The organism is Microbacterium sp. 10M-3C3 (assembly GCF_003931875.1).
Taxonomy (GTDB): domain Bacteria; phylum Actinomycetota; class Actinomycetes; order Actinomycetales; family Microbacteriaceae; genus Microbacterium.
The window spans coordinates 400,089-420,378 of record NZ_CP034245.1; the positions used below are offsets into that span (position 1 = coordinate 400,089).

18 protein-coding genes are annotated in these 20,290 nt (G+C 71.5%); 11 read left to right on the forward strand and 7 right to left on the reverse strand.

What is annotated here, in order from left to right; translation table 11 throughout:
* The first annotated feature begins 39 nt into the window (after positions 1–39).
* Together EI169_RS01800 and EI169_RS01805 are read left to right on the forward strand one after the other, a co-directional pair.
* A complete protein-coding gene (locus EI169_RS01800) occupies positions 40–1,464 on the forward strand; it encodes an FAD-dependent monooxygenase (protein ID WP_125130442.1) in 1,425 nt (474 codons plus the stop codon).
* Between the two features lie 62 nt (positions 1,465–1,526).
* Complete coding sequence (locus tag EI169_RS01805) at positions 1,527–3,332, forward strand: amylosucrase (protein WP_240640553.1); 1,806 nt, start codon at positions 1,527–1,529, stop codon at positions 3,330–3,332.
* Here the strand turns inward: EI169_RS01805 and EI169_RS01810 are convergent.
* The 4 genes from EI169_RS01810 to EI169_RS01825 form a co-directional block, all read right to left on the reverse strand.
* Entirely contained in the window at positions 3,329–4,126 is a 798-nt protein-coding gene (locus tag EI169_RS01810) for an HNH endonuclease signature motif containing protein (RefSeq protein ID WP_125130444.1), read from the reverse strand. The two genes, EI169_RS01805 and EI169_RS01810, sit on opposite strands and share 4 nt — an antisense overlap.
* Positions 4,127–4,137: 11 nt before the next feature.
* Positions 4,138–4,665, reverse strand: a complete 528-nt coding sequence (locus EI169_RS01815) for a hypothetical protein (protein ID WP_125130446.1) — start codon at positions 4,663–4,665, stop codon at positions 4,138–4,140.
* Between the two features lie 115 nt (positions 4,666–4,780).
* Complete coding sequence (locus EI169_RS01820; RefSeq protein ID WP_125130449.1) at positions 4,781–5,158, reverse strand: nuclear transport factor 2 family protein; 378 nt, start codon at positions 5,156–5,158, stop codon at positions 4,781–4,783.
* A 69-nt stretch (positions 5,159–5,227) separates the two neighbouring features.
* Positions 5,228–6,250, reverse strand: a complete 1,023-nt coding sequence (locus EI169_RS01825; RefSeq protein ID WP_240640556.1) for a LacI family DNA-binding transcriptional regulator — start codon at positions 6,248–6,250, stop codon at positions 5,228–5,230.
* A 176-nt stretch (positions 6,251–6,426) separates the two neighbouring features.
* Here EI169_RS01825 and EI169_RS01830 point away from each other — a divergent pair, with 176 nt between their 5' ends.
* Genes EI169_RS01830 through EI169_RS01850 form a run of 5 tightly spaced genes read left to right on the forward strand, consistent with a single transcriptional unit; the run spans position 6,427 to position 13,822 of the window.
* Positions 6,427–8,478, forward strand: a complete 2,052-nt coding sequence (locus EI169_RS01830; RefSeq protein ID WP_240640557.1) for a beta-galactosidase — start codon at positions 6,427–6,429, stop codon at positions 8,476–8,478.
* A complete protein-coding gene (locus EI169_RS01835) occupies positions 8,475–9,383 on the forward strand; it encodes a sugar ABC transporter permease (RefSeq protein ID WP_125130453.1) in 909 nt (302 codons plus the stop codon). The genes EI169_RS01830 and EI169_RS01835 overlap by 4 nt, the downstream gene beginning before the upstream one ends.
* Positions 9,380–10,297, forward strand: a complete 918-nt coding sequence (locus tag EI169_RS01840) for a carbohydrate ABC transporter permease (protein ID WP_125130454.1) — start codon at positions 9,380–9,382, stop codon at positions 10,295–10,297. Before EI169_RS01835 ends, EI169_RS01840 begins: the two co-directional genes overlap by 4 nt.
* Positions 10,298–10,350: 53 nt before the next feature.
* Positions 10,351–11,679, forward strand: a complete 1,329-nt coding sequence (locus tag EI169_RS01845; RefSeq protein ID WP_125130456.1) for an extracellular solute-binding protein — start codon at positions 10,351–10,353, stop codon at positions 11,677–11,679.
* 22 nt (positions 11,680–11,701) lie between these two features.
* Positions 11,702–13,822, forward strand: coding sequence for an alpha-galactosidase (locus tag EI169_RS01850; RefSeq protein ID WP_125130458.1), 2,121 nt, complete (start codon positions 11,702–11,704; stop codon positions 13,820–13,822).
* A gap of 19 nt (positions 13,823–13,841) precedes the next feature.
* Here EI169_RS01850 and EI169_RS01855 read toward each other — a convergent pair whose 3' ends face one another.
* The gene (locus EI169_RS01855; protein ID WP_125130460.1) at positions 13,842–14,591 is read right to left on the reverse strand and encodes a helix-turn-helix domain-containing protein; all 750 of its coding nucleotides are present in this window, start codon (positions 14,589–14,591) and stop codon (positions 13,842–13,844) included.
* 129 nt (positions 14,592–14,720) lie between these two features.
* On the opposite strand from EI169_RS01855, the gene EI169_RS01860 reads away from it, so the two are divergent.
* The 3 genes from EI169_RS01860 (at position 14,721) to EI169_RS01870 (ending at position 17,340) form a co-directional block, all read left to right on the forward strand.
* Positions 14,721–15,635: a phytanoyl-CoA dioxygenase family protein gene (locus EI169_RS01860; protein ID WP_125130462.1), complete on the forward strand. Its 915-nt coding sequence runs from the start codon at positions 14,721–14,723 to the stop codon at positions 15,633–15,635.
* Positions 15,636–15,763: 128 nt separating this feature from the next.
* Complete coding sequence (locus EI169_RS01865; RefSeq protein ID WP_125130464.1) at positions 15,764–16,120, forward strand: YciI family protein; 357 nt, start codon at positions 15,764–15,766, stop codon at positions 16,118–16,120.
* Positions 16,117–17,340 carry a DUF6596 domain-containing protein gene (locus EI169_RS01870; RefSeq protein WP_125130466.1) on the forward strand — a complete coding sequence of 408 codons (1,224 nt, stop codon included), beginning with the start codon at positions 16,117–16,119 and terminating at the stop codon, positions 17,338–17,340. The genes EI169_RS01865 and EI169_RS01870 overlap by 4 nt, the downstream gene beginning before the upstream one ends.
* Here the strand turns inward: EI169_RS01870 and EI169_RS01875 are convergent.
* Both EI169_RS01875 and EI169_RS01880 read right to left on the reverse strand, forming a co-directional pair.
* The gene (locus EI169_RS01875) at positions 17,304–18,416 is read right to left on the reverse strand and encodes an FUSC family protein (RefSeq protein ID WP_125130468.1); all 1,113 of its coding nucleotides are present in this window, start codon (positions 18,414–18,416) and stop codon (positions 17,304–17,306) included. The genes EI169_RS01870 and EI169_RS01875 overlap by 37 nt on opposite strands.
* 9 nt (positions 18,417–18,425) lie before the next feature.
* Positions 18,426–19,040, reverse strand: a complete 615-nt coding sequence (locus EI169_RS01880) for a TetR/AcrR family transcriptional regulator (protein WP_240640558.1) — start codon at positions 19,038–19,040, stop codon at positions 18,426–18,428.
* Between the two features lie 136 nt (positions 19,041–19,176).
* On the opposite strand from EI169_RS01880, the gene EI169_RS01885 reads away from it, so the two are divergent.
* Positions 19,177–20,286, forward strand: a complete 1,110-nt coding sequence (locus EI169_RS01885) for a 5-methyltetrahydropteroyltriglutamate--homocysteine S-methyltransferase (RefSeq protein WP_125130470.1) — start codon at positions 19,177–19,179, stop codon at positions 20,284–20,286.
* The last annotated feature ends 4 nt before the right edge of the window (positions 20,287–20,290 follow it).

Below are 20,290 nucleotides of genomic sequence, written 5' to 3' on the forward strand. Positions count from 1 at the left end.
GGGCGGCCGTCCGGGCGTCGGCCCGGCGAGGGGAGACGCATGCACGACGTGATCATCAGCGGTGGCGGGCCGACGGGGATGATGCTGGCCGCGGAGCTGAGGCTGCACGGGGTGGACGTCCTCGTGCTCGAACGCGATCTCGAGCCGAGCCCCGTGGTCCGCTCGCTCGGCCTGCATCCCCGCAGCATCGAGATCCTGGATCAGCGGGGGATCCTCGATCGCTTCCTCGCAGAGGGGACGCCCTATCCGGGGGCGGGGCGATTCGCGGGGATCGAGGGTCCGCGCATCGATCTCGGCATCCCGCACGGCTACCTCCTCGGTATCGCGCAGCCGGTCACCGACCGCCTGCTGGCGGAGCGCGCGTCGGAGCTCGGTGCGGAGATCCGGCGCGGCGCCGAGCTCGCCGGATTCACGCAGGACGACGCCGGCGTGACCGTCGAGCTGACGCACGGCGATGCGCTCCGCGCCGCGTGGCTGGTCGGCGCGGACGGCGGCCGCAGCCTCGTGCGCAAGCTGCTGGGCGTCGCCTTTCCCGGCGAGCCGGCGCGCACGGAATGGCTGCTCGCGGAGGTGCGGATCACGGCCGACCCGACGGAGGTCGCCGCGGTCTCCGAGCGGGTACGGGCGACCCAGAAGGGCTTCGGGATCGGGCCCGCGGGCAACGGCTGGCACCGCGCCGTCGTTCCGGCGGCGACGGTCAGCGAGGATCGGAGCACGCCGCCCGACGTCGACGAGTTCCGCGCGCGCCTCCGGGCCGTGGGCGGCACCGACTTCGGCGCCCACTCCCCACGCTGGATCTCGCGTTTCACTGACGCCACCCGGCTCGCCGAGCGCTACCGTGTCGGCCGAGTGCTGCTGGCGGGCGACGCGGCGCACGTGCATCCGCCGCTGGGGGGCCAGGGTCTGAACCTCGGCATCCAGGACGCCGTCAACCTCGGGTTCAAGCTCGCAGCGGAGGCGGCCGGGTGGGCGCCCGAAGGGCTCCTCGACAGCTACGAGAGCGAACGCCGCCCCGTCGCCGACGATGTGCTGAACCTCACGCGCGCCCAGTCGGAGCTCATCGTCGACGAACCCGGTCCCCGCGCCGTGCGCCGACTTCTCACGGAGCTCCTCGACCTCGACGACGCCGCGCTGCATCTGGCGGAGAAGGTCGCCGGGCTCGACATCCGCTATGACGTCGGCGACGGCCCCGATCCGGTGGGCCGGCGGATGCCCGACCTCCCGCTCGCGTCGGGCACCCTCTACGCGCGCATGCACACGGGACGCGGCATCCTTCTCGACCGGACGGGCGCCCTCGCCATCACCGGGTGGAGCGACCGGGTCGACCGGCTCGCCGAGCCCGGCGCACCCTTCCCGCACCCGGCCGCGCTCATCCGCCCCGACGGGTACGTGGCGTGGGCGGGGGAGGACCAGGCGGACCTCGACGCGGCGCTGCACCGCTGGTTCGGAGCAGCGGCGCGCTGATCGACGTGACCGGATCACAGCCGCGCCGGGCGTCGGGCCCCCACGTGGGGCATGATGCAGGGGTGACCTCCTTCACGGAGCGGCTCGATGCGGAGCTGCCACGGCTGCGTTCCCTGTGGCGACGGATCTACGGCGACGCCGTGGCCGACGGGCCCGAGTTCGACGGGCTGGTCGACGATCTCGAGCGATCGTGGGGCGAGCGCTCGCGCGAGTTGCGCGCCCTCGACGACGCGCGCGAGGCCGACCCCGACTGGTTCACGGGCAACGACATGCTCGGCGGCGTCTGCTACGTCGACCTGTACGCGGGCGACCTGGCCGGCATCCGCGCGCGGATCCCGTACTTCCAGGAGCTCGGGCTCACCTACCTGCATCTCATGCCGCTGTTCCTCGCGCCGGAGGAGAACTCCGACGGCGGATACGCCGTGTCGAGCTATCGCGACATCGCGCCCGCGCTCGGCACGATGGCCGACTTCGAGCAGCTCGCCGGCGAGCTGCGCGAGGCGGGCATCGTGCTGGTCGTGGACTTCGTCTTCAACCACACCTCGAACGAGCACGCCTGGGCGCGGCGTGCGCTCGCCGGCGACCCGCAGTACGAGGACTTCTACCTGATCTTCCCCGACCGTGAGATGCCGGACGCGTACGAGCGGACGACGCGCGAGATCTTCCCCGACGACCATCCGGGCTCGTTCGTGCCGCTGCCCGACGGCCGCTGGGTGTGGGCGACCTTCCACTCGTTTCAGTGGGACCTCAACTACCGCAATCCCCGTGTCTTCCGCGCCATGGCGGGGGAGATGCTGCAGCTGGCCAATCGCGGCGTCGGCATTCTGCGCATGGACGCGGTCGCGTTCATCTGGAAGCAGCTCGGCACGTCGAGCGAGAACCTGCCCGAAGCGCACCTGCTGCTGCAGGCGTTCAACGCCGTGTGCCGTATCGCGGCGCCGTCGCTGCTGTTCAAGTCGGAGGCCATCGTCCACCCCGACGACGTCGTCGCCTACATCCGGCCCGACGAATGTCAGATCAGCTACAACCCGCTGCAGATGGCGCTGATCTGGAACTCCCTCGCGACGCGCGAGGTGAATCTGCTGTCGCAGGCGCTCGAGCGTCGGCACGCGCTGCCGCCGCACACGGCGTGGGTGAACTACGTGCGCAGTCACGACGACATCGGGTGGACGTTCTCGGACGAGGATGCGGCGGGGTGGGGCATCGACGGGTTCGACCACCGGCGGTTCCTCAACGCCTTCTTCGTCGACCGCTTCCCCGGGAGCTTCGCGCGCGGCGTGCCGTTCCAGGACAATCCGCGCACGGGCGACTGCCGCATCTCGGGCACGACGGCGTCGCTCGCCGGCCTTGAGGCGGATGACCCCGGCGCGGTGGACCGCATCGTGCTCGCCCACTCGATCGTGCTGAGCACCGGCGGCATCCCGCTGATCTACCTCGGCGACGAGGTCGGCCAGCTCAACGACTACGCGCAGCTGGACGTGCCCGGCCAGGGCGACGACACCCGATGGGTCGGGCGCCCGCGCTACCCCGCCGCGCTCTACGCCCGGCGCGACGACCTCGACACCGTGCCGGGGCAGCTGTACAGCCGGATGCAGCGGCTCATCCGGCTGCGGAAGGCGATGCCGGAACTCGGTGGAAATGCGCTGTCGATCTTCCACACGCACAACCCGCACGTCCTGGGCTATGCGCGCGGTTCCGTGCTCGCCCTCGCGAACTTCTCGGACTTCCCGCAGACGGTCGCCGCCGAGCGCTTCGCCGGGATGCCGGAGCTCGCGGTCGACGCCGTCACCGAACGGCACGTGGGCCTGACGCAGCCCGTCGTCCTTCCGCCGCACGGATTCGTGTGGCTCTCCCCGGCGCCCCGCTAGAAGGGTGGGTCGCCCGGTGGGGGGTCGGGGTCTTCGCGGAAGATGACGTACCGCTCGGGTGGGTCGGTGGACACTCTTCCGAGGGGGCTAGTCCAGCGGATGCTGCCGTCGCGGAGCTGCACCGGTTTCCATGGTTTCTCGGTCTTGAGCGTGTGGTGGCGTTTGCACAAGCACGCGAGGTTGCACGCGTCGGTCGTCCCGCCGAGCGCCCAGTCGCGGTTGTGGTCGCGGTCGCACTGCCGGGCGGGGCGACGGCACCCGGGGAATCGGCAGTGCACGTCTCTCGCGGCGAGGTAGCGGTCGAGGTTCGCGGGTCGCCGGTAGGTGTCGGTGGCGAGGACGTGCCCGTGGATGGGGTGGGTGAGGATCCGCTCCCACGACGGTGCCCCGGCGAGCAGGGATCGGGCGGTGTCGGCGTCGATCGGAACGGCGCCGTCGAGGGTGGCGCCGCGGTCGGCGAGCCCGGCTGCGGTCAGGGCGGGGATCACGATCGACGCGCGCGCCTGGATGGCGGCGAGCCCGCCGGCCGGTCCGGCGACCGCGCCGGTGGTGGGGTCGATGCTCGGTCCGCCCGTGAGGAGCAGGTCGATGGCGATGTCCGCGCGGATCTGGTCCAGGTTCCGCTGGTCGTAGACCGCGTCGTCATCCTCGGTGTCACCCTCGGGCGCGGCGACCTGCACGGTCTTGGTCTCGTGGGCTTGCTGGGTGAGCCGGTCCCAGATGCCTTCGGCGAGGACGGTGGGCGCGATCATGCCCAGTTCGGACATGCCCTCGCCCCGGCGCTGCATCCACACCGTCCGCCCCTTCACCGCCTCCCGGTGCCGTTCCGTGATCGACCGGGGATGCAGCTCTTCCACGACCTGTTCGGCGAACGCCCTCGTCCGCGGCGCGCGGTATCGCGCAGCGTCCGCTCCAACACCGTCGCCTCGTACAGCGCGCGGGCGTCCGGGTCCTGCAGCGCCCGTCCGGTCTCGACGATGACGGCGGCGTGGCGGGACGAGATGCGGCCGTCGGCGAGGGCGGAGTGGGCGGCGGGGTAGTTCCGGATGAGTTCGAGCGCGTCGTGCATCCGGTTCTGCACCGCCCGGTCGTTCACCCGGGTCGCCAGGCCGATCTCCGCGGCGATCGATCGTTCTTCGAGTTCCCGCATCTGGGAGGGGAGGGGCTGACGTGCGGTGCGCTCGTATGCGATCTGCTGGGTGGCCGCCATGCGCGTGGCGAGTTCGGCTTCGAGCGATGCGATCGCCGCATGGATGTCGACGATCTCGTCGATCAGGCACGCGAGAGCCGCATCATCGTCGTCACGATGACCGACACTCGCGGAGCTTTCCATGCGCTTACTCTCGCACCAACCTCCGACATCGCCCGGGCCCGACGCATGCCCTCGTCTCGGTCGCCGCGCTCCGTCGCTCGCGCCATAGGCCGCGGGTATCGCTGATGGGAGGACGCTAGCTGCCGGCAGTACGAACGCCGTACAAGTCGTCGGGATCGACGTCGACCGCGTAGGACGTGATCGTCGTCAGGCGATCGCCCTCGAACTCGTAGATGTCGCAGGACGACACCGTCGACACGCCCTCAGGGCCTTCATACCGTCCGATGGCGTCGACAGCGACCACGGGCCCGTCCTCGGTCGAGACGAACCGCAGCCAGTTCATCGCGACACCCTCGTTTTCTGTGGTGGAGGACTCGCACGCGTCGATCACCGCCTCGCGCCCCTCGAGGCGGAACCCGCCGACGTAGTTCCAGACGATGTCGTCCGCGAATGCGTCGTAGGTCTCGGCGATCCGATGACCGGAGAACGCCCGTGCGATGTCGGAGTTGGTCACGTCCGCTTCCCTCCAGAGCGCCGGCGGCGCCGCGCCACGCCGCTCACGGTACTCCCGGCGTGCTCTGCGTCAGGCGGAGTCGCGCACCACGATTCGCGACGGGAGCTCGACCTCGCGCGGCGCCGCGTCGCGCAGCAGCTGGTCGAGCACGAGCTGCGCTGCGACCTCGCCGAGTTCGCGAGCCGGCTGGTGCACGGTCGTGAGCGAGGGCAGCGCGCGCGTGGCCCACGTCGAGTCGTCGAAGCCCGCGACGGCGACGTCTTCGGGCACGCGCCGTCCGGCGAGGCGGAGAGCCTCGATCGCGCCGGCGGCGACCGCATCCGATGCCGCGAAGATCGCATCGACGTCGGGTCGACGCCGGAGCAGCGATGCCGCGGCGTCGCGCCCGCCCGCGTACGAGTAGAGCGTGATGCCCTCGACGAGATCGGGATCGAACAGGTCGCCGAGGGCTTCCGTGTAGCCGGCCAGTCGATCGGCGCCCGAGTCGCGGTCGAGGGCGGCGGCGATCATCGCGATCCGCGACCGGCCGGAGGAGCGCAGGTGCCCGGTGATGTCGGCCGCCGCGCGGTGGTTGTCGATGACCACGAACGATGCGGTGCGGGCGGCGCCGGGCGGATGGCCGACGTATGCCGAGGGCAGCTCGAGCCGCTCGATCGCGCGCGAGATCGGGTCGCGTGACCGCGCCGAGACGACGACAGCACCTTCGACGAAGCCACCCGCGAGGTAGCGCGCGACACGGTCGGTGTCGCGCTCGGAGTCGACGACCAGCACGGCCATCTGGTGGTCGGCGTCGGAGAGGACGGCATTCGCGCCGAGCAGGATCTCGCCGATGTTGGGATCGCCCACGAACAGGGCGCTCGGCTCATGGACGATGAAGCCGACCGACTGGCTGCGCTGCATCTTGAGGTTGCGTGCGGCGGTGTTCGGGACGTAGCCCACCGCCTCGATCGCTTCCTCGATAGCCTGCCGGGCCGCCGCTGACACGTAGCCCTCACCGTTGACGAAGCGGCTGACGGTCCCTCGCGACACACCGCTGCGCACGGCGACGTCGTGCACGGTGGCGCGCTTCTTGCGCGCGGGCGACGGGGACACGCCCCCACTGTAGCGGCGCCGAAGTTGACACCGTCGCGGGAGACGTGTCATTGTGTGTACGTTCACACATTTCCCGCGCGTGCTGCCTGCGGCGAATGTGTGAACGTGCACACAGCCCACTCCGCGGGTCACTGCAGACTTGCGCCATCAACGCCGATACGGAGAGCCTCCGCGCCATGACCCTGCCCTTCATGGACACTGCGCCCCATCCCCGCGGGGCACGCATCGCGCCCCGGTTCGCGCACGAGGGCATCGCGTTCGGGTGCGACTACAACCCCGAGCAGTGGTCGCGCGAGACCTGGCGCGAAGACATGGCACTCATGCGCGAGGCGGGCGTCGACCTCGTCGCGATCAACATCTTCGGCTGGGCCGAGATCCAGCGGCCGGATGGCTCGTTCGACTTCACGCGACTCGACGAGGTCGTGGCGCTACTGCACGAGTCGGGGATCCGCATCAACCTCGGCACGGGGACGTCGTCGCCGCCGCCCTGGCTCACGACGCGGCATCCCGAGATCCTCCCCGTCGTCGCCGACGGCACGACCCGCTACCCGGGTGGCCGCCAGGCCTGGTGCCCCAGCTCACCGGTCTTCCGAGCCGCCGCGCTCGAGGTCGTCGAGGCGGTCGCCCAGCGCTACGGTGACCACGACGCCGTCGAGCTGTGGCACGTGTCGAACGAGCTCGGGTGCCACAACGTGCACTGCCATTGCGATGTGTCGGCGGCCGCCTTCCGCGTCTGGCTGGAGCGTCGCTACGGCACGATCGACGGTCTGAACGCCGCGTGGGGCACCGCCTTCTGGAGCCAGCGCTACACGGACTGGAACGAGATCCTCACGCCGCGGCTCACGCTGTCGACGCGCAACCCCTCGCAGCTGCTGGACTACCGGCGGTTCTCGTCGGATGCGTTGCTGGAGTACTACCGCGCCGAGGCGGCCATCATCCGCCGCCACTCGGCCAAGCCCATCACCACCAATTTCATGGTGACGGCGCACATCGACGGCATGGACTACGCGACGTGGGCGTCCGACATGGACGTCATCGCGAACGATCACTACCTCGATCACCGTCTGCCCGACCCCCACGGCGAACTGTCGTTCGCGGCCGACCTCGTGCGCGGTCTCGCCGGCGGCGCTCCATGGCTGCTGATGGAGCACTCGACGGGCGCCGTCAACTGGCAACCCGTCAATCCCGCCAAGGCCCCCGGCCAGATGATGCGCGACACGCTCGTGCACGTCGCCCGCGGCGCCGACGCCGCGTGCTTCTTCCAGTGGCGAGCATCGCTCCAGGGCTCCGAGAAGTACCACTCCGCCCTCCTGCCGCACGCGGGCACCGACACGGCGCAGTGGCGCGAGGTGCGCGAGCTCGGCACGGTCATCGGCGCGCTCGGCGAAGTGCAGGGCAGCCGTGTCGTCGCTGATGCAGCCGTTCTGTTCAGCTGGCCATCCTGGTGGGCCACCGACGCCGAGAACTCGCCGTCGTCGGCGGTCGGCTATCTCGACCAGGTCCACGCCGCCCACCGTGCGCTCCGCGACGCCGGCATCACCGCCGACGTGGTCGATCCCGAGCGTGACCTCCGCGGATATCGCCTCATCGTCGTCCCGGGGCTGCACGTCGTCACGGATGCGGCGGCCGAGCGCCTGCGCGAGGCCGTGGCATCCGGCGCCCACACCCTCGTCACCTTCTTCAGCGGCATCGTGGACGAGCACGACCGCGTGCGCCCGGGCGGGTATCCCGCGCCCTGGCGCGAACTGCTGGGCGTCCGCGTCGTGGAGTTCACCCCCACGTTGCCCGACGCGGCACTCACCCTCGCCTCGGGTGCGGGCGCGCGACTGTGGGCCGAGCGCGTGGTCGCCGTCGACGCCGAGATCGTCGACCGCTTCGCCGACGGCCCCGCGCGCGGACTGCCCGCTCTCACGCGGCGCGCGGGTGAGGGCGGAGCCGGCGACGCGTGGTACCTCGCGACGCTGCTCGACGGCGGCGACTACACCCGGCTCGTCTCCCGCATCGCCGAGGCCGCCGGTCTCGCGCCCGAAGCGGGCGCCGGGCGCGACGTGGAGGTCGTGCGTCGCAAGGCCGACGACGGCACGACATGGCGCTTCGTCATCAACCACGGCACCGAGGGCGTCGACATCGTCGTGCGCGGCACCGACCTGGTCGCAGGCGTCTCGGTCGATGGCGCCACCACCATCCCCGGCGGCACGGTCGGGATCTTCCGGGAGGAGCGAGCATGACCGCGACCACGCCGGTCGACCCCGGCCGCCGTCACCGCGCGCGGGTGCACCACAAGGGCGCGATCGCGATCTTCGTCGCGCCGTTCGCCGTGCTGTTCATCGCCTTCTACCTCGTGCCGATCGGCTACGCGGTGTGGAAGTCGCTCCTCGTCGTGCAGCGCGACGGCACGTTCGGGCAGGCGCGCGAGGTGTTCGGCGGCGTCGCGCAGTACCTCCGCGTGTTCGAGAACGAGGCCTTCTGGTCGTCGGTCGGACGAGTGCTGCTGTTCGGGGTCGTCCAGGTGCCCGTCATGCTCGGCTTGGCCCTCCTGTTCGCGCTCCTGCTGGATTCGCCGCTGCTGCGCGGCAAGCGGTTCTTCCGCCTCGCGTTCTTCGTGCCGTATGCGGTGCCGGGCGTCATTGCGGCGATCATGTGGGGCTTCCTGTATTCCCCGCGGCTCTCGCCGTTCGAGGCGCTCACGTCGCAGGTCGACCTCCTGTCGGGCGACTTCGTGCTGTGGTCGATCGCGAATGTCGTCACGTGGGTGTTCGTCGGCTACAACATGCTCATCATCTACTCGACGCTGCTGTCGATTCCCGGCGACATCTACGAGGCGGCGCGTCTGGACGGCGCGGGGCAGTTCCGCATCGCGTGGTCGGTCAAGATCCCGCTGGTGCGGCCGTCGCTCGTGCTCACCGCCGTGCTCTCGATCATCGGCACGCTCCAGCTGCTCGCCGAGCCGCAGACCTTCCGGGCCTTCAGCTCGGCGGTGACGAGCACCTACACACCGAACATGACCATCTACGCAACGAGCTCGATCCCCAACGTGAACCTCGCGGCGGCGATGTCGGTCGTGCTGGCCCTGGCGACCTTCGTGCTGTCCTTCACGTTCCTGCGGCTGACGCGACGGAAGGCGGCGGCATGACCACCTCGACTCTCGACACGCGCGCCGTCACGACCGGCACGCCCGCCGGTGGCCGCGGAGAGCGTGCGCGCGGACCTCGTGAAGGCGTGCTCCCCCGCGCCGGCGCGTTCCTGGTCATGACGGTGTTCACGCTCTACTTCCTGACGCCGATCTGGTGGCTGGTGGTGGCATCGACGAAGTCGCGCGGAGATCTGTTCTCGACGAACCCGCTGTGGTTCGCCGACATGAGCTTCGGTGAGAACCTCGTCGGGCTTCTCACCTACCGCGACGGCGTCTACCTGCGCTGGCTGCTCAACAGCGCTGGGTACGCCGGCCTCGGCGCCCTCGTGGCGACCGTGCTCGCGGGGATGTGCGGCTACGCGCTCGCGAAGTACCGCTTCCCCGGCCGCGAGACGATCTTCAACGTCGTCCTGGGCGGCGTACTCGTGCCCGCGACCGCGCTCGCGCTGCCGCTCTTCCTCCTCTTCAGCCAGGTGCAGCTGACCGACACCTTCTGGGCGGTGTTCCTTCCGAGCGTCGTGAGCCCCTTCGGCGTCTACCTCACGCGCGTGTTCGCCGAGGCGTCCGTGCCCGAAGAGCTCCTGGAAGCCAGCCGCCTCGACGGCGCGGGCGAGGTCCGGACGTTCTTCACGGTGTCGATCCGCTTGATGTTCCCGGCCCTCGTGACGGTGTTCCTCTTCCAGTTCGTCTCCATCTGGAACAACTTCTTCCTCCCGCTGATCATGCTGCGCAGTGAGGAGCTCTTCCCCGTCACGTACGGCCTGTACGCGTGGAACTCCACGATCAACCAGTTCCCGGAGCTGCGCACGTACGTGCTCATCGGATCGCTCATCTCGATCGTTCCGCTAATCATCACGTTCCTGCTCCTGCAGCGGTACTGGCGCAACGGCCTCGGAGCCGGCGCGCTCAAATGACCCCGTCCAGGTCCATCGGACGGTCCACCCCCACCCATCACCAGAGGAACAACATGCGAAACAGCAAACGAGCGGTCACCGCAGCCCTGCTCGCGACCGCGGCACTGGCCATCGCCGGCTGTGCCGCGGGCTCGACCGGAGGCGACTCCGCGAGCGGTTCGTGCGAGCCGTCGGGCGAGAAGGTCACGCTCACCTTCACGTCGTGGATCCCCGGCATCGAAGACGCCGTCGACCTGTGGAACCAGGAGAATCCCGACATCCAGGTCGAGGTGCAGACCGGCCCCTCGGGCAACGCCGGCACCTACCAGAACTTCTTCAACCAGCTCGCGGCCGGCAACGCTCCCGACCTCGGCCAGATCGAGTACGACGCGCTGCCGAACTTCCGCGTGCAGGACGGCCTCGAAGACCTCGCCGCGTGCGAGGACGTCGTCGCCGCCAAGGACCAGTTCCTCGACTGGACGTGGAACCAGGTGTCGCTCGGCACGAGCGACCAGGTCTACGGCATCCCGCAGGACCAGGGCCCGATGGGTCTCTTCTACCGCTCGGACCTGTTCGCGCAGAACGGCATCGCCGTGCCGACGACATGGGAGGAGTACAAGGAGGCCGCCGTCAAGATCCGCGCTCTCGGCGGCTACATCACGAACTTCTCGCAGACCGACATCAACCAGTTCGCGGGCTTCGTGTGGCAAGCCGGCGGAGAGTGGTTCGCCAACGACGGCGACTCGTGGAAGGTCGAGCTGACCAGCGACGCGTCGGAGAAGGTCGCCGCCTACTGGCAGGACCTCATCGCGAACGACCTCGTGTCGACCTATCCCGCGTGGACCGACGAGTGGAACAACGCATACAACTCGGGTGAGGTCTGGACGTGGAACTCCGCCGTGTGGGGTGCCAACTCGATCCTGTCCGGCGCCCCGGACACGTCGGGCAAGTGGTCGGTCGCGCTCGCGCCCCAGTGGAACGCCGGCGACGATGTCGCGGGCAACTGGGGCGGATCGTCGGTCGCCGTCTTCAAGGGGACGGATCACCTGTACGAGGCGGCGAAGTTCGCGCTGTGGCTGAACACCTCCGAGGAGGCGCTGACGTCGCTGAACAAGACCGCGCAGATCTACCCGGCGACCACGGCAGGCCTCGAGCTGCCCGTGCTCAAGGAGGGCGTGGAGTTCTACGGCGGCCAGCCGATCTACGACGTGTTCGCACAGGCCGCGCAGCAGGTGAGCCCGAACTTCGTGTGGGGTCCGACCATGACGCAGACCTACGCCGACGTCTCGGACGGCTTCAAGGCCGCCGTGTCGGGCTCGGGGACCCTGGGCGACGCGCTGCAGAGCGGTCAGGATGCGACGATCAAGGCGATGGAGGCGGCCTCCATCCCCGTCGCCGAGTGACGATCGGAAAGGCATTCACCGCATGATCCACCACCTCCGGGCCGCAGGCGTGAGCCTCGTCGTCGACGCCCGCGGCCCGGGGGAACCCGCGATCCTGCACTGGGGCCGCGAGCTCGGCGACCTCGACGCCGCCGAACTCGACGCCCTCGCGCAGGCCCTCGCGCCGGCCGTCCCGCCCTCCTCGATCGACACGCCTTTCCGACTGTCCCTCGCCGCAGGGCTCGGAACCGGGTGGTCGGGGCGACCGGCGCTTCAGCTCGCTCGGCCCGGGGTCTCCGCCGTGGCGCAGGCCGCCCGCTCCCCGCGGTTCGCGCTCGTCGACGTCATGCGCACGGATGATGCCGAGGCTGCGCGCCTCGTGGTGGCCTTGCGCGACGACGATGCCGGGATCGGCCTCGACATCGAGCTCGAGCTCATACGCCAGGGCGTCCTCCGCTCCCGCGTGCACGTCGGCAACGGCGGCGACGACGCGCTGCTCGTGGCCGCCGCCGGCATCCTGCTCCCGATCCCCGCGCGGGCGAGCGAGCTCCTCGACTTCACCGGACTGTGGGCGCGTGAGCGCCGCCCGCTGCGCCGGCCGTTCCTGCACGGCGTGCACACGCGCGAATCGCGCCACGGACGCGGCGGTCACGACAACGCCTTCCTCCTGGCAGCCGGCACGCCGGGCTTCGCCTTCGAGTCGGGGGAGCTGTGGGCCGTGCACGCGGCCTGGAGCGGAGACACCGCCGTGTGGGCGGAGCGGTCGACCCTCGGCGTCGCCACGCTCGCGGCGGGCGAGCTCCTCGCCCCGGGCGAGGTCGCCCTTGCGCCGGGCGAGCGGCACACCGGCGCGTGGACGGTGGCCGTGTATTCGGACGCCGGACTGAACGGCGTGAGCGATCGTGTGCACCCGTGGGTGCGCTCGTGGGCATCCGCGCCGCCCCGGCCCCGGCCGCTCACGCTCAACACGTGGGAGGCGGTGTACTTCGACCACTCGCTCGACGCCCTCGTGCCGCTCGTCGAGGCCGCCGCCGAGACGGGCATGGAGCGCTTCGTGCTCGACGACGGCTGGTTCCACGGCCGTCGCGACGACCGCCGTGCGCTCGGCGACTGGATCGTGGACGAAAGCGTGTGGCCCGAGGGCCTCGGCCCGATCATCGAGCGCGTCCACGCCGCCGGCATGCAGTTCGGTCTGTGGGTCGAGCCCGAGATGATCAGTGTCGACTCGGATCTCGCCCGCGCGCACCCCGACTGGGTCCTGGGCCGCGCGGATGCGCCGGAGTGGCGGTTCCAGCGGGTGCTCGACCTGTCGGCACCCGGCGCCGCCGACCACGTCTTCGATCGCCTGGACGCGCTGCTGCGCGCCTACGACATCGCGTACCTCAAGTGGGATCACAACCGCGATCTCCTCGTCGCGGGGTCGCACGCCCAGACGAGGGCGTTCTACGCCTTGCTCGACCGGCTGCGCGCAGCGCACCCGGGCGTCGAGATCGAGTCGTGCGCGTCGGGCGGCGCGCGCCTGGACCTCGGGGTGCTCGAGCGCGTCGCGCGCGTGTGGCCGAGCGACACGAACGACCCGCTCGAGCGCCAGCGCATCCACGCGTACACGTCGCTGCTGCTGCCGCCGGAGTATCTCGGTGCGCACGTCGGCGCGGCTCGCGCCCACACGACCGGCCGCCACGCCGACGCCGGGTTCCGCCTCGGCACGGCGCTGTTCGGCAGCGCCGGCGTCGAGTGGAACATCGCGGCCGCGACAGCCGACGACCGCGCGGTCGTGCGGGCGTGGGCGGACGTGTACCGGCAGTGGCGGGGGCTCCTGCACAGCGGTCGCGTGGTGCGGATCGACACCGCCGACGCCGCGATCGCCGCCCACGGTGTCGTCGCGGCGTCCGGCGACCGGGCGCTCTACTCGATCGCGACGGTCGGCACGCCCGCCGATGCGCTGCCGCCGGCGCTGCGCCTCCCCGGACTCGACGCCGAGCGGCGCTACGCCGTGAGACCCGTGTCGCTCGGCCCCGCGCCCGTGACGATCGCCGACGCCCCGCCCGCGTGGTACCACGCGGGGGTGGCAGAGCAGCGCGGTCGGACGCTCGAGACGGTGGGGCTCGCCGTCCCGCTGATGGCGCCCGAACAGCTTCTCCTCCTCGAGGCCGTCGCGCTCTGAGACGTCGCGAGCCGACGCGTCATGTCTGCCGCTCGCGGCGGAACGCGAGCGGCGTCGTGCCGGTCGCCGCCGTGAAGGCGGCGTGGAAGGTCGAGCTGGATCCGAAGCCCGAGCGTTGTCCGACGGCGTCGACAGCGAGGTCGGTCTGCATGAGGAGGCGTTGCGCCTCGGCGATCCGGCACTGGCGCAGGTAGTCGGGGATCGACACGCCGACCGACTCACGGAACACCCGCGCCGCGGTCTGCGGATGCAGATGCACGACGTGCGCGACGTCGGCGACGCGCAGCGGCTCGCGGAACCGATCGGCGACGACGCGGGCCATCGTTCCCGCGCGGTCGGATGCGGCGCGCGCATCGGCGGGGGCGACCGCGTTCGACGGCTCCCGAGCGCCGAGAAGGCGGGTCACCAGCGCTTCCACCTCGAGCATCGCGGGACGCCGCACCGCCGCATCCGGATCGCGCAGTTCGCGCGCCCACGTGTGCCCACGGTGGCGCGTGACGGCGATGTCGGCGGCGCCGAGCACGACGTCGCCCGAGACGAGGTCGGCGACCGCGGCGCGGACGACCGGCCAGGCCATGGCCGTCTTCATCGGCACCGTGATCCACGTCGTCGTGACGCCTTCGCCCCCGACGAGCTGGTGCGGACGACCCGCCCAGAAGAGCGCGACCCGGTGGGCCGGGATCGTGACGGACCGGCCGCCCGTCACGTACGCGAGGTCGGCGTCGGCGAGGTTCAGCTCGAGGTCGTCGTGGCGATGGGCCGCGCTCATCGTGCGGGAACCGCCCGTCCAGCATGCGAATCCGAAGCTATCGGCGTCCGATTTCCGGACTTTCGCGTCATGATCCCGCACGAATGACGATCCTCCCACTTCTATCGTCGATCCGTCGAAAGGAACTCCATGATCCAGACCACCACCGCCGACGCGCTGCTCACGGACGAGCAGGTCGCAGCGTTCGATCGCGACGGCTATGTCGTGCTGCGCGACCGCGTGCCCGCCGATCTCGTCGAGCGGCTGCGCGCCGCGTCCGGCCGCTGGATCGCCGACGGTCGTTCGGGCACTGCGCTCGCCGACGGCGATCCCGACTACAACTTCGCCCGCCGCGGCGGCCACGACGTGCTCTTCCGCGTCAACTACCTGCACAGCAAGGGCGAGGAGGCGTCGCTCGAGCTGCTGGGGAGCCCCGCGATCCTCGGCATCGCCGAGAGTCTCGCCGGACCGAGCTTCGTACCCACGTACGAGTCGCTCGTCTTCAAGGCCGCGGGCGACGGCGCCCCGATCGAGTGGCATCAGGACGCCGTGCATCCGCGCACCCGCCGCATCTTCAACGTCGATGTCTATCTCGACGACTCGCGCATCGGCAACGGCGCGCTGCGCGTCGCGCCGGGCTCCCAGCGCCGGCCCGTCGACATCTGCGCGCTGCGCGACGAGTACGGCTGGGACGCTCCCGGAGTCGTGCAGGTCGAGATGTCGCCGGGCGACGTGCTCGTGCACGACGTCATGATCGTGCACGGCTCCGAGCCCACGAGCGGCGGTGACCTGCGGCGGACGATCTACTACGAGTTCCGCGCCGCGGAACAGATCATGGCCGAGGGTCCATGGGATGCGGAGTGGATCGATCGGCGGCTGCGCCTGCTGCCGGTGGCGCTGCGCGCGTGGCAGCGGGCGCACCCCGATGAGCAGCCGTACCCGTGGCGGCCGGACGCGCGCTTCGCACCGGTCGTCGGCCCCGACGACGCGGAAGAGCTGCGCATCGCCCACGGCGTGCACTCGCCCGGCTCGTACTGCTCGGCGGGCGACGTGCGGCCCGCCTGACCGGCGGGTAGCGCACGCCGGTCGGGGACGAACCGATCCGGCGCGATTGTCGAAACGGGGCCTCGACGCAGGTCTTCCTTGTGACGCCGACGTGGCGTCGGGAATGATCCGAACGGGAGGACACCATCATGCAGTACGCCATTCTGGCCCAGGAATCGCTCGAGGACTTCGCTGCGCGCCAAGACCCGGAGTTCGCGGAGCAGTACTGGGCGTCGTGGGCCGGTTATGTCGCGGCGCTGACGGACAGCGGCATCATGTCGGCGGCGGCGGGACTCCAGCCACCCCAGACCGCGACGACGCTCCGGCTCCGCGGGGGCTCGACGGAGGTGCAGGACGGGCCGTTCGCCGACGCCAAGGAATCGCTGGGCGGGATCTTCCTCATCGAGGTGCCCGATCTCGACGCGGCCCTGGCGTGGGCGGCGCGCTGCCCCGCCGCCGAGCATGGCAGCGTCGAGGTCCGGCCGCTGCTCCCACCCATGCGATGAGCTCCCCGTCCGCCGATCAGGTGCTCGCAGACGCGCATCGCGCGTTCTTCGGCCGCCTGGTGGGGTGGGTGTTCCGGATGTCGGGAGACCTGCAGCTCGCCGAGGACGCGGTCGCGGCGGCGTTCGCCGCGGCCGTGACCGCGTGGCGCGAGCGGGGGATCCCGGATGCGCCGGAGGCCTGGTTGCGTGTGGCTGCGCGCAACCAGGCCCGCACCCTGGTGTCGCGGCGAGCGAGGACGGTCAGCGTCCCGCTCGACGTGCTCGTCGACGAGCCGTCGGACCGGATGGCCGATGCGCCGTTCGACGACCGACTGGCGCTCATGTTCGTGTGCGCGCATCCCGCGATCGACCCGCGTCTTCACGCGCCTCTCATGCTGCAAGCGGTGCTCGGCGTCGATGCGGCGCGCATCGCCGGCGTCTACCTCGTGCCCCCGGCCACGATGGCACAGCGCCTCAGTCGTGCGAAGACCAAGATCCGCGACGCGGGAATCGGCTTCCGTCTGCCCGAGGTCGACGAGTTCGCGTTCCGGCTCGCGCCGGTGCTGCAGGCGGTGTACGCGGCGTACGGCGTCGGCGCGCCGGCGGCGGATGTCGCCGACGAGCGGGGAACCGCCCTCCGCGCCGAAGCCCTGCGGCTGAGCGCCGTCCTCACCGAGACCCTGCCCGGTCACGGCGAAGTATGGGGCCTGCGCGCCTTGCTCCTGCACGCGGAGAGCCGTCGTCCAGGGCGGGTCGTCGCGGGAGAGTTCGTTCCGCTGCCGCTGCAGGACACGGCGCTGTGGTCCGCGGCGCTGCGCGCCGAAGCGGACGACTGCCTGCGGTGGGCACGGCGGCGCGGATCGATCGGGCGCTTCCAGCTGGAGGCCGCCATCAGCGCGATCCACTCCGCCCGTGCGGACGGCGTGGCGGTCGACCCGCAGGATCTCCTCACGCTGTACGAGGGTCTCCTGCGCATCGCGCCGTCGGTCGGCGCCCTCGTGGCAGCCGCGGCGGCGCACGTCGCGGTCGGCGACCTCGACCGCGCCGACCAGCTGCTCGCGTCGGTCGCACCGGAAGCGGCCCGTGACCATCAGCCGTACTGGGTGTGCCGCAGCGAGCTGGCGGCGGCGCGCGGCGACGTCGACGACGCTCTCCGCTCGCTGGATCGGGCGATCGGCCTGACACAGGACCCGGCTGTGCGTCGTCATCTGATCGGGCGTCGGCGGCCGCATCCCGGATGAGGAATCGGGCCCTGCCCGGGGTCGTGCCCCCGGCAGCCGACGGGCTCAGCGGCCGGGCGTGGGCGGCGCAGCGCCGCCGAGGTGACGGCGACGAGAGTGCCCGCGGCAACGCCGATGATCGTCTCGAGCACGCGGTCACGCAGGAGGAGGTCCACGGGCGACGGTGCGGCGAGGGCGACCATCACGAGCGCGAGCGGTGTCACGAAGACCATCGCGATGCCGTAGTTGCGCCCGATGAACAGCTCCGCGGCCGCCTGGAGGACCACCGCGACGGCGATGATCGCGAGCGGTGGCAGGTGGAGGGCGAGGATGCCGGCGGCCACGAGCACACCGAGGAGGGTGCCGAGGAGGCGCTGCAGACCGCGGATGACGCGCGCGTTCATGTGCGCGCCGCCGGTTGCGGCGACCGCGCCCACCATCGCCCAGTACCAGTGCGATCCGATGAGGAGCGCCCCGAGGACACCCGCGAGCGCCGCGGCGACGCCGACCGTCACCGCCATCTCGCCCGCCAGCGCGCCGACCGGCTGCAGGGAGCGCCGTGGCGACGGCGCCGGCCGGCCCCGCGCGCCCACGAGCCCGGCGACCGCGGTCACGACGAGCGCGAAGACGGTGCTCGCGCCCCCGACGGCGACGACGAGCGGCACCGTCGCGAGCGACGCGGGGATCGTCGCGGTCGCGCCCGCGGCGAAGACGGCGAACAGGGCTCCGGGCGGATGCCAGCGCATGGCGTACGCGAGCAGCGTGATGCCGGCCGCCAGGAGCGCGACGACGGCGACGGCGGCCAGGGGGGCCACGGCCGCCACCGACATCGCCGTGCCCACGAGCATGCAGGCGAGGAGCACGGCGCCGGCGGACAGCTGCATCCTCAGGCGATCGCCGAACGCGTCGGCCCGGCCGTAGAGCGCGGCGAAGGCGCCGAAGCTCGCATAGATGCTGAGATCGAGCCGCCCGATCACCCACAGCACCACGAGGGGCACGCCGACGGCGATCGCGGCGCGGATCGCCACGCGGTGGTCTCCGGCACCGGGGCCGACGCGGACGACGCCGGTCCACACCCGGCCCTGAGACTCCCGCACCGATCCAGCCTAGGCGGGGGGTGAGGCGCGCAGCGCCGGCAGGATGACGCCGTCGATCAGGGCGTCGATCGCCTCGGGGTCGAGCGTGCGGCGCCGCAGCGAGACGCTGCCGAACGCGGCCGTCGGGATGATGCCGGCGATGACGTCTACGGGTGCGTCGCGGGAGACCTCGCCGCGCTCGATCCAGCGGCGGATCACCGCGACGAGCGCCGCGACGGGCGGCTCGCCGATCGCACGATAGGCCGCTTCCCGGAGGTCGGCGTCCTTGCCGAGCTCGCTGAGCAGGCTCGCGAGCACGCCCGCGCCGCGCGGGTCGGATGCGGCGTAGTGGCGGGCGGTCGCGCGCAGATCCTCGCGCAGCGACCCCGTGTCGGGGACGGGCGCGGTGCTGTGCAGCGCGCGCACGGCCGCCACGACGAGAGCGGTCTTGGTGTCCCAGCGGCGGTAGATGGCCGCCTTGCTGCAGTGGGCGCGGGCCGCGACCGCGGCGATCGTGGTCTCGGCGTACCCGCGCTCGACGAGAAGGTCCTGCGTCGCGGCGAGGATGGCGCGCTCGACCTCCGGGTCGCGCGGGCGCCCGCGGTTCATCCCCGGCACGACCGTGCCGGCGGTGATCGCGCTCATGGCGATGCACGTCGTCGTGGTCGCCGTCGCCGTTCCGTCGTACGTGCTCGCATCCCGCGGGCGCGACGCCCGCCGCGATGACGCCGCATGACCGCCCGCCTACCGGGCGCGGATGCGGCGCGCTAGCCTCGCACGGGTGTCCACACCGCCGTTCCGCGCCGACATCGTCGGCAGCTTCCTCCGACCCGCCGCCCTCGCCGACGCCCGCCGCCGCCATGCCGACGGGCTGATCGACGACGAGGCGCTCCGCGTCGCGGAGGACACCACGATCGCCGAGCTCGTCGTGCAGGAGGCCGACGCCGGGCTGCGCCTCGCGACCGACGGCGAGTTCCGCCGGTCGTGGTGGCACTTCGACTTCTTCGGCGAGCTCGACGGCGTCGACATCGTCGAGCTCGACCACGGCATCCAGTTCCAGGGCGTGCAGACCCGCCCGCGCGGCATCGAGATCTCCGGCCCGATCGGCTTCTCGCCGGCGCATCCGTTCCTCGAGCACTTCCGGTCGCTCAAGAGCATCGTGGAGCGCTCCACCGGCGCGGTCCCCAAGTTCACGATCCCCGCCCCCACGGTGCTCGACTTCCGACTCGAGCCCGGCCACATCGCCGGCCCGTACGCGGGGCGCGACGACATCGTCGACGACCTCGTCACGGCGTACCGCGACGCGCTCGCGGCGTTCTACGAGGCCGGCGCGCGCTACGTGCAGTTCGACGACACCGCGTGGGCGTACCTGTGCTCGGACGTCGAGCTCGAGAAGGCACGTGCCCGCGGCATCGAGACCGACGGCATCGCGGAGCGCTATGCGGCCCTGCTGAACCGCATCCTCGACGGCAAACCCGACGACCTGACCGTCACGACCCACGTGTGTCGCGGCAACTTCCGGTCGACGTGGATCTCGTCCGGCGGCTACGAGCCGGTGGCCGAGCAGCTGCTGGGTGCGACCGCGTACGACGGCTACTTCCTCGAGTACGACAACGAGCGCTCGGGCGGCTTCGAGCCGCTGCGCCACCTGCCGGCGGGTGACAAGACCGTCGTCCTGGGCCTGATCACGACGAAGACCGGCGACCTCGAGGACCCCGACGCCGTCAAGCGCCGCATCGACGAAGCCGCCGGCTTCGCGCCGCTCGAGCAGCTCGCGCTGAGCCCCCAGTGCGGCTTCGCCTCGACCGAGGAGGGCAACGTCCTCACCGAGGACGAGCAGTGGGCGAAGGTGCGCGAAGTGGTCGCGATCGCCGCCGACGTCTGGCGCTGACGCG